This window comes from Oribacterium sp. NK2B42, assembly GCF_000424445.1.
GTDB lineage: Bacteria > Bacillota > Clostridia > Lachnospirales > Lachnospiraceae > Oribacterium.
In genome coordinates, this window is the sequence record NZ_AUJX01000039.1 from 1 (window position 1) to 16,747 (window position 16,747).

Sequence of the window (16,747 nt, forward strand, 5' to 3'; positions counted from 1 at the left end):
AGAGGCAGTATCCAAAGTCATGGGGAGAATCAAAGGAAAGAGTGCGTTGATGATCTTCGATAGGCACCCGGAATTTCGGGAAAGAAATAATCGACATTTTTGGGCAAGAGGTTATTACTGCGAAACGGTAGGAAATGTTAATGAAGCTACAATAAAAAAATATATAGAAGATCAAACTAAAGCAGATCGTGCGGAAGGATAATGAGAACCACTTTTAAGTGGTAACCAGTAACATCAGAATGGTTTGCTAGACCGCCTTTAGGCGGAATCACAACACTTGCCCCGGAAGGGGTTAACTCAAACCACCAGCAGGGCTGGTGGTACTGACTTTGCGGTTCCATCCATGTTTATGGTAGCTCCAAGAGGAAGTACAAAGGACGAGACTTCCTTGGAGGCACCCAGGTTCGTTACGCATTCCAGGTTAAGTGGTAATGTTCCCACGCTGGAAGCGCTGGAAAAAGCGAACATCATGGCAGGAGCCATTTTTTTAAAGAAGTGGACGGGACTTATGTTTGCTATAAATCTGACTGTCAATGAATAAACCAGGACTGCATGGACTATATAGCAAATATAAGCTGTCAGAAGCACCATCGCCAGGGATCCCAGGATCATGGGACCATTCTTCGCGACAACAGGGCAAAGAAGACAGAATACACCGACAGGTGAAAGCTTCAATATCATTTCCATAACACGCATGAATACATTGCTTAGGTCGTTGATATCGTTGATTATCCTCTCATTGGCATCCGGTGCCACATCAGCGATGAGTATAACTGCGAATCCAAGCAGCAGTGCCATAACGATGATCTGAAGCATGTTGGCATCCAAAAGGGGTTTCACAAAGTTACTTGGAAATATATTTACGATGGTGTCCATAAAGGATGTGGGTGCAGCTGCTTCATAACTAAGGTTTGTAGTGGAAAGAGCAGGGAACGCACCTTTGAAGACATTACCGAATACCAGACCTATGGTTATGGCAAATGCCGTGGTCACAAGATAATAGGCAACTGTCATTCCACCGATGGAACCCACCTTCTTTATATCCTTCATGGAAACAACACCCGACATAATGGAGAAAAGAACGATAGGGCAGACGATGAACTTGATCAGATTGAGAAAGATGGTACCAAAGGGCTTAATGTAGTCATTGGCAAAATCGGCATGGCTCTGCATTAAAAGACCAACGATGACAGCCAGTATCAAAGCGATGAAAATCTGTACGGCTAAGGATAATTTGTTTTTCTGTTCCATGGTTCCCCCTTTAAAAAAGTATACATAAATTAACTGATGGTAATATTTTACACTACCAAGGGGAACGATGGAAATATTTTTCTGTGCAAGAGACCTAAATAATAATTACATTTTTAATGGTTCAGACTGTTTCTTCCCTGTTGTCTTCTGCCGGACTGCCATTCATCTCATTTTTTATCCAGCACATGAGGATTTTAACTATGTACTGCTGCTCGCTTTCACTAAGAGGCCTGTGCTCCGGGACATGGTGCCACTTATGGAGACAGCCGCGGCAGCAGCAGGCGGTGGCGTGCTGGGCGATGAAAACGGGATGCCCTTTCATGGGAGTCTGTTTTCCGTCATTCTCAGGCTCAGCAGGCGCAAGTTTTTTGGAAACAAAATCCATGGCGTGCCGGCGGATCACCTCCTCACCCTGTGACAGATAGTAGTTTCTCTCCTGCTCACGCAAGTGAAATGAGGAACGGAATTTACTGTAGCTTATACGGGTAAAGAGCTTGTCAATGTATCTGTCCTCAGGTTCTACCTCGATTTCATAATTGATGCCGGGAATGGAAAGGACGGCAGCGGTGTCAGGATTTATAGAGTTCTTGGGTGCGATTGTAGATTGAAATACAGGTGGATTGAACGCTCTTGAAACCGGATAGTAATGAACATCTGCTTTTGCGGCCTGGGATTCACGGAACTTTTCACCGATGTGAAAGTCACGTCCCCTCATGCGGAAGTTAGCACCGGTTGAAGTGAAATAAAAGGGAATGTCATGAAGGATGCACTGGCGCCTCAGGTCCAGTACCCAGTCGAAGTCAAGAACAGAGCCTTCATCAGTATTATCCCCTGAGCAGCTGAGGTATGAAATGTTTTCGAAGTCAAGAAAAGAAGCGATATCTATTTTTTCTGTCAGGGGCTCTGCCAGAAGCGCAACGCCATCCGGGATTTCTTCGAGATTAAGTTCGTTAATTGCAGACAGTTTCTCTTCTGCTTCCCTTTGATTTGAAAAACTAATGGATAATGAAGCTTTTACCGGGATATCCATTTGATGCCTCCGTTGATGTGAAATGATGATTTTGATCATGGTTTCCTGCGGATTTGCAGGCGTTTTTGTATAAAGCGTAAATAGTCAAAAGTCAGAGTTGAAAAATGTCTGCCCAGTCCCATAGGAATGACTTGATTCCAACGTAATCAAAAGTCATTTTTAAAAGCTGTCCACGGCTCTTCCTCAGGTGGATCTGCTGAGAAAGCGACATCTGTTTTCTCAACAGAGTCATAGAAGCTTAGGCTCCGGCAGAAAAGACAGAGATTTTTCGTTTTGATTCTTGATCCGTATTTGCCGTCTCCCAAAAGAGGCATGCCGCGGGATGCAAACTGACAGCGTATCTGGTGAAAGCGGCCGGTTTGAAGGCTTATCTCCAGAAGAGATATGACATTACCTTCCCATTCTTTAGTGGCTGCAACCATGAAACTAAGGACAGCTTCCTTTACACCCTTACGCAGGCGCTTTACCGGGAACATCTTTTGCTTTGTTTTATCTTTATATAAAAGATCTTTGAGAACACCTTCTGTCTGTTCCGGAACTCCCGGAACGATGGCGAGATAAGATTTTTTCAGAGTGCCATCCTGAAGCTGCTTTGTAAGTTCTGCTGCGGCAGCTTTGTTTTTGCCGTAGACCAGAAGTCCTCCGGCGGTTTTATCAAGTCTGTGAATGCAGAGAAAATCAGTGTTTTCTTTCTTTAGTTCTTCTGCCAAAAGCCGGGGAACATCATGTTCGGAGTCTTCTCCCGGGGCCTTATTTACAACTATATAGTTTTTGGTTTCTTTAATGATTTTCATAGGCGTTAAAAAAACTCTCAGCTATAAACCAAGAGTTTTGGGAATATTGGATGATTTGTTTTTTGGAATATTTAATCCGGTGCCTGACCGCTTTTGCTCCGATTTATCGGAATATTTCAGCTGTCAGCTGACTACTTTTGTTCAGACTGAGCTGAGGCCGATTTATCTGTGGTACTGCATTTGCCAAGCTTTGAATCATTACAATAGTGTGACATCCTGCAGGTGGAGCAGCGAGACCTTATGATGGTCTCCTGTTCTTCTTTTGTAAGCTTGTCCATGCGGGCGCCGTTTTTGAAAATATAAACGGTGATGGATGCCAAAAATATGATGATCAAAATAGCTAATGGTAAATTCATAGTCATAGTTAAAGTCTCCTTTTCGTGATTCTAACACGAAACAGAAAAATCCACATCAAAGTTTTTTAAAAAGTACTTATTTCGTGACATATAAACCGGCTTGAGCCTGATTTCACAAGGTTGAAATGCTTCTTATTTCAGCATTATAAAAGCCCCGTTATTTCCTCTCTTCCCATGGGTAAACCTATGGCTGAAAAGAAGGTCCGGATTACAATTGGTACAAAGATCTGTGATGCTGATGTTTTCACTCTTTACACCGGCTTCTTCTAATACAATGCGGTTGGCAGCCCAGAGATCAAGGTGGTACTTGAACTCATTGTTTTCATTTAAACCATCATCGGTCAGAATCTCCTCTTTGTGATCGGGGAATGCCTTCATAAATTCCATAGCTACATCTTCTGAGATTTCGTAGCAATGTCTGCAAATGCTGGGACCTATGGCACAAATCAGATCTTCTGGTTTTGTACCAAATTGTTCCTGCATTTTCTTTATGGTTACTTCTCCCATGCGGTTCACGGTTCCGCGCCATCCGGAATGGCTGGCTCCTATGGCTTTCCGTACAGGATCCAGAAAAAGAAGCGGAACACAGTCGGCTGCGAAAACTCCCAGAACCAAACCCGGCACGTCGGTAATAAGACCGTCAACGTCGGTATAATCTCTCGGCACCGTAAAGCCCTTGCCTCCATCCTCTTCCTTCACATAACGGACATTGGTGGTGTGAGTCTGGAAGGTGAAGACCATACGGTCATCGGCAACATTAAAGAGTCTTGCGTACCTGTGGAAGTTCTCATAAACAGCATCAGGATCATCGCCTCTTGTAAAGCTTAGGTTCATGGTTGACCAGATGCCCTTGCTCACTCCTCCGAGACGTGTTGAAAAAGCGTGTTCGGCAATGCCTTGAGCATTAAGTGCAGGAAATTCAAGATATGTAAGATCACTTCCGTCATCGTTTTTTGCTGTTTTAATTTTCATAATGGGTTTGTCGGAAAAATGTTTAATAATCATATGCACCTCTGGAATACGGTATTTGTATATGTACTACACTTTGTTTCGTTTTTTTCTGGGACATCAGACCATTTAACCTCGCTTCATGAGGTTAACACTACTAACCGGGTTTTATACGAAAACTTGTCATAAATCCTTGTGATACCATACTTATGTAATAAAAAAGCTTCAGGTCAATGACCTGAAGCTAAGTGACGGATCCGGGAATCGAACCCGGGATTCAGCCGTGAGAGGGCTGCGTCTTAACCGCTTGACCAATCCGCCATAACATATAAAATTTGAAAACCAAGTGACGGATCCGGGAATCGAACCCGGGATTCAGCCGTGAGAGGGCTGCGTCTTAACCGCTTGACCAATCCGCCATATTATCAAGCCGCTTTTTATGCGACTTGAATAATTTATCAGAGTGTAACAAGAATGTCAACAACCTTTTGATATTACATTTGGTTATCGACCATACATATTGTATAACTTGATCAGAATCGCCGATAATCAATAGAGGAAACATCAGAAGTGCGATTCAATATGTGTTTTATGATCAGAGATTTGCCATATCCTCATAGAAGGTCGGGTAGGAAATATTGATACAATCTCCGTCGATGAGATTTACCTCGGTATCCTGTGTCCCGGCAAGGGCAAGCACCGCAAAGGTCATGGCAATCCTGTGATCCTTATGAGTATCTATCTCGCCGGAACATATCTTTAGTCCTCTGCCCTGTCCTTCGATGATCATTCCGTCTTCTGTTTCGGTGGCTTTAACTCCAACCTTTTCGAGGCCCTCCACCATAACCGCAATACGGTTTGATTCCTTAACCTTAAGCTCGGCAGCATTTTTGATCACCGTATTTCCTGAAGCACCTGCCGCTACGGCTGCTATAACCGGAAGCTCATCGATAAGTCTCGGGATAAGGGATCCACCTATCTCAGCTCCATGGAGTCCTTCTGTGTATCGCACATGAACATCCGCAACATCTTCAGAACCTGAAACTCTCTTATTTTCAAGAGTTATATCCGCACCCATACTTAGATAAGCTTCGATGATGCCGTCTCTTGTGGGGTTAATGCCTACATTTCTGATGATCACATCAGAACCCGGCACCAGCAGTGCTGCTGAAATAAAGTAGGCTGCCGAAGAAATGTCTCCGGGAATCTCCAGAACCTCTTTGGGAGCCACTAACTTTTCGCAATGTTCGATACTTATCTCCGCTCTTCCGTCGGGAAGCTCACGGGTGGAAACCTCGGCACCAAGAGCTCTCAGCATCCTTTCGCTGTGATCTCTTGATAAGGTTGGCTCAATGACAGTTGTCTTTCCGTCGGCGTAAAGACCGGCGAAAAGAATCGAAGACTTAACCTGTGCGCTTGCTACGGGAGACTCGTAGGTTATGCCGTGAAGAGACTTTCCGTGAATACTTAAAGGGGCGCAGTCATTACCCTTTACAGAAGTGATATCAGCTCCCATTTCCATAAGAGGCTTCATGATACGTTTCATGGGACGTTTCTGAATGCTTTCATCTCCCGTAAGCTCTGAGTCGAAGCTCTGGGCTGAAAGGATGCCGGAGATAAGTCTCGTTGTAGTACCGGAGTTTCCGCAATCCAGAACACCGTTGTAGGCATTAAGCCCATGGAGACCCTTTCCGTATATGGTAACTTCTTTTTCGTCATCGCTAAGCTCGATATCTATACCGAGATTTCTGAAGCACCCTATGGTAGAGAGACAATCCGCACCGTTAAGGAAGCCTTTGACACGTGTCACTCCTTCGGAGAGTGACCCCAGCATTACGGCCCTGTGGGAAATGCTTTTGTCTCCGGGAACAGTGAGCTCTCCACGGAGTGGTCTATCGATGCCTTTTACAGTTTTATTCATCAGTCGATAAATCCCTTCATGCGAATATAGTCTTTCATAAGGACTTCCATCTCATCGTAGCTGATACGGGAAGCATTGATCATAAGATCATAGCTTTCCGGATTCATCCAGTCCTGTCCTGTATAGTACTTATGGTACTTCTTTCGTTCGTTATTGATTCGTTTGATCCTCTTGATGGCTTCTTCTCTTTCAATCTTATTGTAGTCCATCGCCCTCTTGATACGGGTCTCTTCGTCTGCATAAACGAAGAAGTCTACGTGATCCTCCATTTTGGCCTCGGACAGTACGAAATTACTGCAGCGGCCGGCAATGATGCAGGTCTCGTTTTTAGCGATCTCACGGATTACTTCGGCCTGGAATCTGAAAAGATTTTCCGGGGATACGATATTTTCGTCAAGCTTAGGGCTGGAGATATCCGGAGTCAGGTGTGAAACGATCTTATAGAGGATGTTGTTGCCTGCCTTTTCGTCCGCAAGACGGAAGTACTGCTCTCCTATAGCTGTACGTTCCGATGTGAGTTTCAATATGTCATTATCATAAAAATGAATTCCTAATTCTTCTGCGAGGCGCTTACCAACTACACGTCCGCCTGAACCATACTGTCTGTCAATGGTGATGACAAAATGCTTTTTTATCATAATTGCCTCCTGAAAAGTTTTTTTCTACTTAGAGTATATATAATGGTACAGAAAATGCAAGGGATGCGCGGCGGCCCACGGGATTGAAAGAACATCTCGTGCCGTTTGTTCGTCTAGTTCGCACTGACGTGCGCCCTAGCCGTACAAACAACACGAGATGTTCTTTCAACCCTAAGGAGAAAATGCCATCAGATTGCGCTACGCGCAGGCATTTTCGTTTGATTTCGGCTTACGCCGAAACAGCCTCGCCGCCTGGGGGCATCAGCATTTCTTACGAAACGCTGATAAGGCAAGCCTAGCCGCACATCGCTTGCATTTTCTTCCGTTTTCTATATTCTTACTGTTAGTTGATGAAAAAAACATTCAGGTGTTCTTTCAACCTTTTTTAGTCCCCGTTGGGTATATGATCCTCTAGCCAGCAATTGTCTTTGGGATCGCAGAGGAAAATCCTGGATTGATCCTGCGGGGCTTTGGACTGGTGATATTTGAAGAGCATGGTTTTACCGTCCGTCATAGGACCGAGGATTTCAATCTTCCCTGTCCTATGAGACATGACGTAATGAAGGCTCTTGGACTGGCCGTTCATTCGTTTCCTGGTTTCCTCAACCAGCCTGGAGCCTTCGCGGATAGGAATCTGGAATTCGTTAAGAACGCCCTTGGCCGGACGGCACTGGAATATGTAATAGGGAATGACCCGATAGCTGAGTAATCTGTTCTGCAGGGTGCTCAGCACCTCAGGGTCATCGTTGATTCCCCGAAGGAGAACCGTCTGGTTTCGAACTATACAACCTGCTGCATGAAGGGAATGAATGGCTTTTTTTGCTTCCGGAGTGAGTTCTTTAGGATGGTTAAAATGTGTGACTATGATGATTTGTTTTATGGCGCAGTATTTCCTGAGTATTTCCAAAAGCTCTGAGTCATCATAAATCCGCATGGGAAGTACAACAGGTGTACGGGTTCCGATACGGATGAAATCCAGTTGCTCAAGCTTGCTAAAGGTTTCGAGATAGCGTTCTATGACTTCGTTTGAGTTGATGAGTGCGTCTCCACCGGATAGCAGGATATTGTCGATTTCAGAATGGTTTTTGATATATGCAAGCATTGCAGGAATTTGAGAGGCGATCTCATCGGAAGTGTTGCCGACCATACGTTTACGGAAACAGTGGCGACAGTACATGGCACACTGGTTGGTGGTCAGAATCAGGGCTGTCTGTTGATATTTATGCTGTAAACCTGCGACAACAGTGTTGTCCGTCTCACCTGACTGATCTTCCAGGCCGCCATCGATAAATTCCGCCGCAGTGGGAATACACATTTTGCGGATGGGATCCTGATCGTCATTTTTGTCTATCAAGCTCAGGTAGTAGGGAGTGATACAGATAGGGTATTTCTCTTCGATATGTCTGATCTGATCAGCAATTTCGGGTGAAAGACTGAAGACTTTCTCTAACTGGTCGACAGATCGGATACATTGGGACATAAGGGAAGATAGTGTAGAATTACTCATATGCTCTCCTTTCTTTTTCTCTGGAAAGATGTTTTCAAAACCATTTTTGTTTAGTGAATATGGACATTGATAAAAAGAATTTCTTTATCGACTGTCACGATAGCTGCACTGTTTTAATAACTAACTATAAAGAAATTATATACCAAATAAAAGAAATTCACGATTCAAACGAAAAAAAAGAAGCGGTTTTTTCCATTGCCAGATAAAATACAGCCGGGACATGATCATAAATATGTCCCGGCTGTATTGATTTATCAGCGATCGAGTTTGTGATCAAACTCTTTCTTTTGTTGATAGTAATATTCTGTCGTTATTGAGACCTTTTCCGGCGCGCTCCTCAAACTTATCAAGGAGGTCCTGGATGGTCATGTGGGAGCGCTCTTCGCCCTTGACGTCGAAGACGATGTTTCCGCTGTTCATCATCAGGGTTCGGTTGCCAAGCTCCAGAGCCTGGTTCATATTGTGGGTTACCATGAGGCAGGTAATGTGGTTCTCTGCTACTATCTTTTTGGTAAGCTCCAGAACCTTGGCTGCGGTTGAAGGATCCAGAGCCGCGGTGTGTTCGTCAAGAAGAAGGATTTTTGGAGTTACCATGGTAGCCATAAGGAGTGTCAGAGCCTGGCGCTGTCCTCCGGAAAGAAGTCCCACAGGGTGATCCATACGATCCTCAAGTCCCATATCAAGAAGTGAAAGCTGCTGTCTGAACTTCTCTCTTTCTGCCTTTGATACATGGCTGAAAAGACCACGCTTATGCTCATTGGCCCTGAGATATGCAACGGAAAGGTTCTCTTCTATGGTCATGTGTGGTGCTGTACCCATGAGAGGATCCTGGAAAAGGCGTCCGATGTAGCGGCTTCTCACATGCTCCTGCTCGAAGGTGATGTCCTTTCCGTCAAGCTCTATGAAACCCGAATCGGTGTAAAAGGAGCCGGCGATGGCATTGAATAATGTAGACTTTCCGGCACCGTTTGAACCGATAATGGTTGCAAAATCCCCATCTTCAAGAGTGAGGCAAAGGTCTGTCAGAGCTCTTTTTTCATTTACTGTTCCTGTGTTAAAGGTTTTAAAGATGTGTTCGATCTTAAGCATCTGCCTTGCCTCCTCTCATAGCTTTTCTTTCCTGCATTGCAGTGAGCTGCTTATGTTTAAATGCAATAAGCTGCTTTGCTCTCGGCGCTGCGATGGCGATGGCAACGATAACTGCCGATACCAGCTTAAACGCTTCGGTAGGAACATTGAGACGAAGGGCGATGGAAATAATGAAACGATACAGGCAGGAACCGATGACCATGCCAAGTATCCGTACTATCATCTTTCCTTTTCCACACAGGGTTTCACCGATGACAAGAGACGCAAGGGCTATGGTTACCATACCTGTACCAAGGTTAATGTCACAGGTCTTGTTGTACTGACCGATAAGGCAGCCTGCAAGACCTGTAAGTGAGTTTGAGAAGCAAAGTCCGACGGTAATGGTAAATATAGGGTTTATGGAGGAAGCTCTCACCATGGCAGGGCTGTCGCCGGTTGCACGGATGGAAAGACCGAGAGTCGTACCAAGGAACCATTTGATAAGTGCTGAGACCATAATAACTACTACTGCCAGCAGAATAAGTGTGGACCAGTCCTTCCAGAAGTCAGAATCACTGAGACCCTTGAAAAGAGAAAAAATGGTGTCTGTTCCGAAGATGGAAACATTGGAACTGAAACCCATAACGGCAAGGTTTACCGTGTAAAGTCCTGTGTTTACAATGATTCCGGCGAGAATGCTTTCCACGCCGAATTTGGTCTGGAGAAGTGCCGTCACATATCCGGAGCATATGCCCGCAAGCATTGCTGCAGGGATCGCCAGGAAGGGGTGACCTGCTATGGTGATGATCGCGCCTACTGCGCAGCCAAGGGTATAGCAGCCATCAGTTGAAAGGTCACAAATGTCAAGGATTGAATAACTGATGAAAAGTGAAAGTGCAACAAGTGAATAGATAAGTCCCACCTCAAGTGCGGTGCGGACTATGCCTGCTGTTAAAAATCCGGTCAATGGAATTTCCTCCTGAAAATTTCGACCACCGGGGTTGTCCACCGGGGACGGTTATCGTCGGCGAGAACCGTCCCCGGTGGACAGGTGAAAACCGTCTCGGTGGATAAGTGTTACAAAACAAAGTGCTTCCCGGTCGGTTTCCCCGGGAAGCTTGAGAGTGTATTGCTGTTATGATTATATATTAATATGATTACTTTGAGAATTCCTTCTCTGTCTTTGTTTCAACGATCTGTGTGCAAAGCGGCTCAATGGCTTTCTTTACATCATCAAGGTTGAGACCGAGAACCTCGCAGGTATCTGTGTTTATGGTTGCGATACCGTTATCGAAGGTCTGAACTGAAGTTGTTGCAACATCACTGCCGTTTACAAGAATATCGGCAACCATATCAGCTGTAGCAACTCCGAGGTATGAGTAGTCAACTCCGTAGCCCATGAAAGCACCGTTAAGAGCGAAGCTGTCGGCACCTGCGTAGTGAGCGATCTTTGCATCCCGGAACTTCTCGTAGATACCAAGCTCAGCCTGCTGGATGGTATTGTCGGTCGGTGTAAATACCGCATCAACGCCTTCTGCCACAAGAGCATCTGCCGCCGCCTGAATCTCGTCAGTCTTTGTTCCTGTTTTTTCAATGTACTTGATGCCCTTATCGTCAAGATACTTCTTGGCATCCTCTATAGGCTGCTTTGAAGCATCCTCTGAATTTGAGTAAAGAAGACCTACATAATCTGTTTCCGGGTTTACTGCAAACATGAGATCCATGATGGCATTTGTATTAAGTGCATCTGAGGTGCCGGTAATGTTTGATCCGGGAGTTTCCATGGAGCTTACCAGCTTTGCTGTTACCGGATCTGAAACTGCTGAAAATACAACCGGGATACCCTTATCCTCCACAGCTGCCTGAACAACCTGTGCAGCAGGAGTTGCGATTGGGATGATAACGTCAACTTCATCAGATATAAGCTCACTTGCGATCTGATTGAGAACCGTTGCATCTCCCTGACCGTTGAAGGTGTAGTCTGCATAGTTAAATGTTACACCCATATCTCCGGAAAGCTTATCAAGCTCAGAAGCAACATTGTCCTTGATCTGGTTAAGTGACGGATGATCCATGAAAAGAACTATACCTACTTTGAAATCTTTCTTATCAGCTGAGTCTGCATCAGCATTTTCTTTTGAGGTCTCTGATCCAGCTGCATCAGTGGCTGCTGCTTCAGAAGCTGCGGCTCCAGATGTAGCCTCAGGTGTTGTGTTTGAACTGCAGCCCATAAGAGATGCTGCCATAAGAACTGCCATAGATGCTGCGATTAACTGTTTTTTCATTTGATTTTTCCTCCATAATGTAAAAAGATGTTTACTGGAGCGCCATTGTGATACAGATTTATCGTCCTCTCCCGGGTTCAGGCATCGTACTTGGATTGAAAGCCTGCCGACCTTGGACTAAAAAGAAAAGCCCCATGTCAGGATCACTCCCGACATGAGGCGAATTTATAAATCCGTGGTACCACTCATATTACCTTTATAAAAAGGTCACTCTTCACATACCAGCATATGTGCTGCCTGATAACGGTGCAGAACCCGTTGCCGCATACTCGACTTCAGATATTCAAGTCTTTCTGAGCACCCTCCAGAGTCCATTCACTTATCCGCCCGTACCGCAATCCCACCAGCTGCGGCTCTCTGTGACGATAAAGATAAACTACTTCTCTCTGTCATCGGTTTTGTTTTATTAGTTTAACGGTACTTTAGCACGTTAAATTCAAAGTGTCAAATGTTTTTTTACTTACCGATTCATTTCACTATGGAATCCTGTTGAGTAGTGATCTTCGATGACAGCGTTGATCTCCTTCAGATTGCTCTGAGGCAGGTCGCCGGGGATGGTGTTCTTCATTGCGGAGGTAGCATTACCGTACTTCACTGCTTCTCTCACGTCTCCGCCGGAACTGATGAGACCGTACAGGGCGCCTGAAATGTAGGAATCTCCGGAACCGATACGGTCTACAACGTCGATGTTCTCATATGGCGGCTCCTCGAAGTAAGCATCCTTTTCAGCATCATAAGCCAGTGAACCGAAGGAATGAGACTTCGGACTGTGCACAGTTCTCTGTGTGGCAAAAACAGCCTTTATAGGATAATCCTTTGTAAAGCTCTTGATCATTTCGCGGCAGCTGCCATCTTTAAGGAAGGTAAGCTTTGCGGTGGACTCAGAGCAGAAGAAAATGTCTACATAAGGTAGGATTTCAAGAATAGTCTCTCTTGCCTCGTCTCCCGACCAGAGGTTTCCTCGGAAGTTCACATCAAAGGAAATAAGGGCTCCGTTTTCCTTGAATTTCTTTATGGCCTCAATAGTTGTTTTTCGGATCTCGGGTGAAAGCGCAAGGGTGATTCCTGAAGTATGGAAACATTTTGTTTTCTCATAAACCTCCGGAGAGATCTCATCAGAGGATAATGAGAAAAAGCTGGAATTACGTCTGTCGTAGATTACCTGCGGCTTTCTCGGATATGCGCCGTACTCGTAAAAGTAAACAGCTACTCTCGCTTCCGGTGAATCATCATATATAAAGAAATCATCGGAAACACCGTAGCTTCGGATGGTTCCCTTTATATACTGACCGAGGTCGTGTGAAGGAAGCTTTGAAATGATACCTGTGTGTAGGCCCAGAAGGGATGCTCCGACGGCAACATTAAGCTCTGCTCCGCCTACATTTTTCTCAAAGACATCGCTTCTTGCGATACGCTCATTTCCCGGAGGAGAAAGTCTCAGCATAAGCTGGCCCATGGTAACAAGGTCAAAAGAACGGTTTGGAAAATTCATGATCGGCTCCTTTATTATTGTCTGAAATACATGTCTCAAATTTTTTATAATGCATTGATTTTATATCAAGATATGGTTATAATCAAGATAAATTGTAAGCGGTTACATAAAATTTAAAAAAGGATTTACAAATGAATATTTACGATATATCAAAAGCAGCAGGCGTGTCCATAGCTTCTGTGTCCCGTGTAATAAACGGAGCGGATAATGTCTCTGAGAAAACACGAAAGAAAGTCATGGATGTTATAGATGAATACGGATACACTCCCAATGCCTACGCAAGAGGTTTGGGACGAGGTTCCATGAAAACCATCGGTATCATGTGTTCGGACTCTTCCGATATATATCTTGCCAATGCCATCTACTATCTCGAAACCGATCTCAGGAAAAACGGTTATAACAGTATCCTGTGCTGCACCGGCTACGACCTTGAGAATAAGAAGGCAAGCTTTGAACTTCTGAAATCACGTCAGGTAGATGCGGTTATTCTTGCCGGTTCAAAATATGTTGAGAAAAATCCTGAGGATCATCAGTACATAATCGATGGTGCAAAGGAACATCCGGTGATGATGCTGAACGGCTTCATTGATGCGGATAATGTTTACTCCGTGGCCTGTGATGATAAGGGAGGAACAAAGGATGCCTTCATCAAGCTTCATGAATCAGGTGCAAGAAAAACCATCTATGTTTATTCCAGTGACAGTTATTCAGGATTAAAGAAAATCGATGGTGTCAAAGAAGGCGCAAAGGAATGCGGTGTTCCTGCGGATTCTGTACGTATCGTCAAGGGTGAAAAGAGCTATAAGGGTATAGAGGAGATTTTAACCAGGGAATATGAAAAGGAACCCTTCGATTCTGTCATCTCCTCTTCCGACACTACCGGTGTAGGTGCTCTTAAGTTCGCTATTCACAAAGGACTCAGGATCCCGGAGGACATTCAGATCATAAGCTTCAATAATTCAAAGCTTGCCAATGCGGTGAACCCGGAGCTTACCAGTGTGGACGCAAGACTGGAGGAATCCTGCTCGAAAGTCTGCAAGCTCATCATGAAGCTGCTTAATCCCCCTCTTGATGAGGAGGGCAATCCGGAACCGGTTTCCATACCTAAGAAAACAAAGGTAAAGACAAAACTGGTTACCAGAGAAACAACAAGATTTTAACATTGGAAAACCGATGTTTAAATAAATCATAAATAAAGACAATGCTTATGGAGGTAAGTTAAAATGAAACCATTTATGGACAAGGATTTCCTGCTTTCAACAGATGTAGCAAAGCAGCTTTATCACGACTATGCCGAGAATGCACCTATTCTTGACTACCACTGCCACATTAACCCACAGGAGATCGCTGAGGACCGTCAGTTCGATAACATTTTCCAGGTTTGGCTGGGCGGTGACCACTACAAGTGGAGACAGATGAGAACCAACGGTGTTCCTGAGGAGTACATCACAGGAGACAAGTCAGATCGTGAGAAGTTCCAGAAGTGGGCTGAGACCATGCCTAAGCTTATCGGAAATCCTCTTTACCACTGGTCTCACCTTGAGCTCCGTAAGTATTTCGGATATGAGGGCTACCTCAACGGAGATACAGCCGAGGAGGTCTGGAATCTTTGCAATGAGAAGCTTCATCAGAAGTCAATGTCTGTAAGAAACATCATCAAGGCTTCCAATGTTACACTTATCTGCACAACAGATGATCCTGTTGATACACTTGAGTGGCATCAGAAGATAAAGGATGATCCGACGTTTGACGTTCAGGTACTTCCCGCATGGAGACCTGACAAGGTTACAAATATCGAGAAGCCTGAGTTCCCTTCATATATGAAGAAGCTTTCAGAAAGATCCGGCATTGAGGTAAAGGATTTCGCATCCCTTAAGGAGGCTCTTAAGAACCGTCTTGATTTCTTCCAGTCCATGGGCTGCAAGGTTACCGACCATGCTCTTCGTTATGTTATGTATGCTCCTGCTACTGACGCAGAGGTTGATGAGATTCTCAAGAAGGGACTTAAGGGCGAGGCATTAACAGATCTTGAGTGTGCAAAGTACAGAACAGCTGAGATGCAGTTCCTTGCAAAGGAGTACAACAAGAGAGATCTCGTATTCCAGATCCACTTCGGCTGTGTACGTGATAACAATGCTGATATGTATAACAAGCTTGGCGCTGATACAGGCTTTGATTCAGTTGATAACTACGCTCCCGCTGACCAGCTTGCTGCATTCTTCAATGCACTTTCAGCTACAGATGAGATTCCCAAGACCATCCTTTACTCACTGAATCCTTGCGATAATACAACAATTAACACCATCTGCGGCTGCTTCTGCAAGGCTCCGACTAAGAACCGTATCACTCAGGGTGCTGCATGGTGGTTCAATGATCACAAGCAGGGCATGACAGACCAGCTTATCAACTACGCTAACCTGTCAACACTTGGAAACTTCAACGGAATGCTCACAGATTCACGTTCCTTCCTCTCCTACACACGTCACGACTACTTCCGTCGTATCCTTTGCGAGCTTATAGGAGGCTGGGTTGAGAACGGCGAGTATCCTTATGATAAGAAGGCACTTGAGGAGATCATCAAGGGTATCTCTTACAACAATGCTGCAAGATATTTTGGATTTGATCTTGAGCAGTGCTGATAAGTAAAAAGAGCCGGTGCGAAGCACCGGCTCTTTAACTTTTAAAAACAATCGAGTATCGTAATAAGCCGGGTTATGTATCAAGTGGTCATCTATCTAGGGCGTATGTCGCCATACGTCTCAATCAACCTACCCGGAAACTGACGAGCAGCCATATGTTTCCTATTTGGTCTTTCTTCAGATGGGGTTTATAATGCCACAGCTGTTACCAGCTGTGCGGTAGTCTCTTACACTGCCCTTTCACCCTTACCGGTCGAAGCCGGCGGTCTACTCTCTGTTACACTTTCCTGTGCGTCACCGCAACCTGCCGTTAGCAGGCATCCTGCTCTGTGAAGCCCGGACTTTCCTCTCCCAGCCGGTTTCCCTTATACTGGCAGCGACCACATCCGATACTCGAGCCTATAGTCTACAATTAAATGGTTTACTTTGCAAGGAAAAAATGCAAGGGATGGGTGGCGAGGAAAAAATGCAAGGAATGCGTGGCGGCCCACGAGATTGAAAGGACAGCCGGCTTGAAATGTTCGCCCCAGCTGCACTGACGTGCATCTGGTTCGTACATTTCAAGCCGGCTGTTCTTTCAACTCCATCAAGGAGAAAATGCCATTAGAATGCGCTACGCGCAGGCATTTTCGTTTGATTTCGGCTTACGCCGAAACAGCCTCGCCGCCTGGGGGCATCAGCATTTCTTACGAAACGCTGATAAAGCAAGCCTAGCCACACATCCCTTGCATTTTTTCCAATTCACGTATTGGCTGGCCGGATCCCTTGCATTTTTTCCAATTTACACAGTGACTATCCTAAATTAAGGTAACCGGCTT

14 protein-coding genes, 2 tRNA genes, 1 other RNA gene, 1 pseudogene and 1 other annotated feature are annotated in these 16,747 nt (G+C 45.0%); of the genes and pseudogenes, 3 read left to right on the forward strand and 15 right to left on the reverse strand.

Annotated features, from left to right (window positions below):
• The coding region (gene tnpA, locus G625_RS0110620) for an IS200/IS605 family transposase (protein WP_029201103.1) at positions 1-202 on the forward strand (202 nt) is incomplete at its 5' end.
• Between the two features lie 128 nt (positions 203-330).
• Here the strand turns inward: tnpA and G625_RS19460 are convergent.
• The 14 genes and pseudogenes from G625_RS19460 to G625_RS0110690 form a co-directional block, all read right to left on the reverse strand.
• A pseudogene (locus G625_RS19460) lies at positions 331-1,251 on the reverse strand (dicarboxylate/amino acid:cation symporter); the annotation flags it as partial.
• A 121-nt stretch (positions 1,252-1,372) separates the two neighbouring features.
• On the reverse strand, positions 1,373-2,281 hold the full coding sequence (locus tag G625_RS23050; RefSeq protein WP_442852570.1) for a DUF4186 family protein: 909 nt from the start codon (positions 2,279-2,281) through the stop codon (positions 1,373-1,375).
• A 146-nt stretch (positions 2,282-2,427) separates the two neighbouring features.
• Entirely contained in the window at positions 2,428-3,075 is a 648-nt protein-coding gene (locus tag G625_RS0110635; RefSeq protein ID WP_029201105.1) for an RluA family pseudouridine synthase, read from the reverse strand.
• A 131-nt stretch (positions 3,076-3,206) separates the two neighbouring features.
• Positions 3,207-3,437: a hypothetical protein gene (locus tag G625_RS0110640; RefSeq protein WP_029201106.1), complete on the reverse strand. Its 231-nt coding sequence runs from the start codon at positions 3,435-3,437 to the stop codon at positions 3,207-3,209.
• A gap of 126 nt (positions 3,438-3,563) precedes the next feature.
• Positions 3,564-4,436 (reverse strand): peptidoglycan editing factor PgeF, encoded by an 873-nt coding sequence (gene pgeF, locus G625_RS0110645; RefSeq protein WP_044932363.1) that lies wholly within the window; start codon positions 4,434-4,436, stop codon positions 3,564-3,566.
• A 192-nt stretch (positions 4,437-4,628) separates the two neighbouring features.
• Positions 4,629-4,700: transfer RNA gene (locus G625_RS0110650), tRNA-Glu, on the reverse strand.
• Between the two features lie 26 nt (positions 4,701-4,726).
• Positions 4,727-4,798 (reverse strand) — tRNA-Glu (locus G625_RS0110655).
• A 176-nt stretch (positions 4,799-4,974) separates the two neighbouring features.
• Positions 4,975-6,300 (reverse strand): 3-phosphoshikimate 1-carboxyvinyltransferase, encoded by a 1,326-nt coding sequence (aroA, locus tag G625_RS0110660; protein WP_044932364.1) that lies wholly within the window; start codon positions 6,298-6,300, stop codon positions 4,975-4,977.
• The gene (locus G625_RS0110665; RefSeq protein WP_029201109.1) at positions 6,300-6,938 is read right to left on the reverse strand and encodes a cytidylate kinase-like family protein; all 639 of its coding nucleotides are present in this window, start codon (positions 6,936-6,938) and stop codon (positions 6,300-6,302) included. The genes aroA and G625_RS0110665 overlap by 1 nt, the downstream gene beginning before the upstream one ends.
• Before the next feature lie 385 nt (positions 6,939-7,323).
• Positions 7,324-8,445, reverse strand: a complete 1,122-nt coding sequence (locus G625_RS19465; RefSeq protein ID WP_242826628.1) for a KamA family radical SAM protein — start codon at positions 8,443-8,445, stop codon at positions 7,324-7,326.
• Between the two features lie 273 nt (positions 8,446-8,718).
• Positions 8,719-9,534 carry an ABC transporter ATP-binding protein gene (locus tag G625_RS0110675; RefSeq protein ID WP_029201110.1) on the reverse strand — a complete coding sequence of 272 codons (816 nt, stop codon included), beginning with the start codon at positions 9,532-9,534 and terminating at the stop codon, positions 8,719-8,721.
• Positions 9,527-10,480: an ABC transporter permease gene (locus tag G625_RS0110680; RefSeq protein WP_029201111.1), complete on the reverse strand. Its 954-nt coding sequence runs from the start codon at positions 10,478-10,480 to the stop codon at positions 9,527-9,529. The genes G625_RS0110675 and G625_RS0110680 overlap by 8 nt, the downstream gene beginning before the upstream one ends.
• Positions 10,481-10,670: 190 nt before the next feature.
• Positions 10,671-11,798: an ABC transporter substrate-binding protein gene (locus G625_RS0110685; RefSeq protein ID WP_029201112.1), complete on the reverse strand. Its 1,128-nt coding sequence runs from the start codon at positions 11,796-11,798 to the stop codon at positions 10,671-10,673.
• A 152-nt stretch (positions 11,799-11,950) separates the two neighbouring features.
• Positions 11,951-12,200, reverse strand: a binding site (T-box leader).
• 58 nt (positions 12,201-12,258) lie between these two features.
• Positions 12,259-13,290 carry a sugar kinase gene (locus G625_RS0110690; protein ID WP_029201113.1) on the reverse strand — a complete coding sequence of 344 codons (1,032 nt, stop codon included), beginning with the start codon at positions 13,288-13,290 and terminating at the stop codon, positions 12,259-12,261.
• A 131-nt stretch (positions 13,291-13,421) separates the two neighbouring features.
• Here G625_RS0110690 and G625_RS0110695 point away from each other — a divergent pair, with 131 nt between their 5' ends.
• Positions 13,422-14,450 carry a LacI family DNA-binding transcriptional regulator gene (locus tag G625_RS0110695; RefSeq protein WP_029201114.1) on the forward strand — a complete coding sequence of 343 codons (1,029 nt, stop codon included), beginning with the start codon at positions 13,422-13,424 and terminating at the stop codon, positions 14,448-14,450.
• Between the two features lie 63 nt (positions 14,451-14,513).
• Positions 14,514-15,929 (forward strand): glucuronate isomerase, encoded by a 1,416-nt coding sequence (gene uxaC, locus G625_RS0110700; protein ID WP_029201115.1) that lies wholly within the window; start codon positions 14,514-14,516, stop codon positions 15,927-15,929.
• Between the two features lie 48 nt (positions 15,930-15,977).
• On the opposite strand, the gene rnpB is transcribed toward uxaC, so the two are convergent.
• Positions 15,978-16,325, reverse strand: an RNA gene (gene rnpB, locus G625_RS21330) — RNase P RNA component class A.
• Positions 16,326-16,747: the final 422 nt, after the last annotated feature.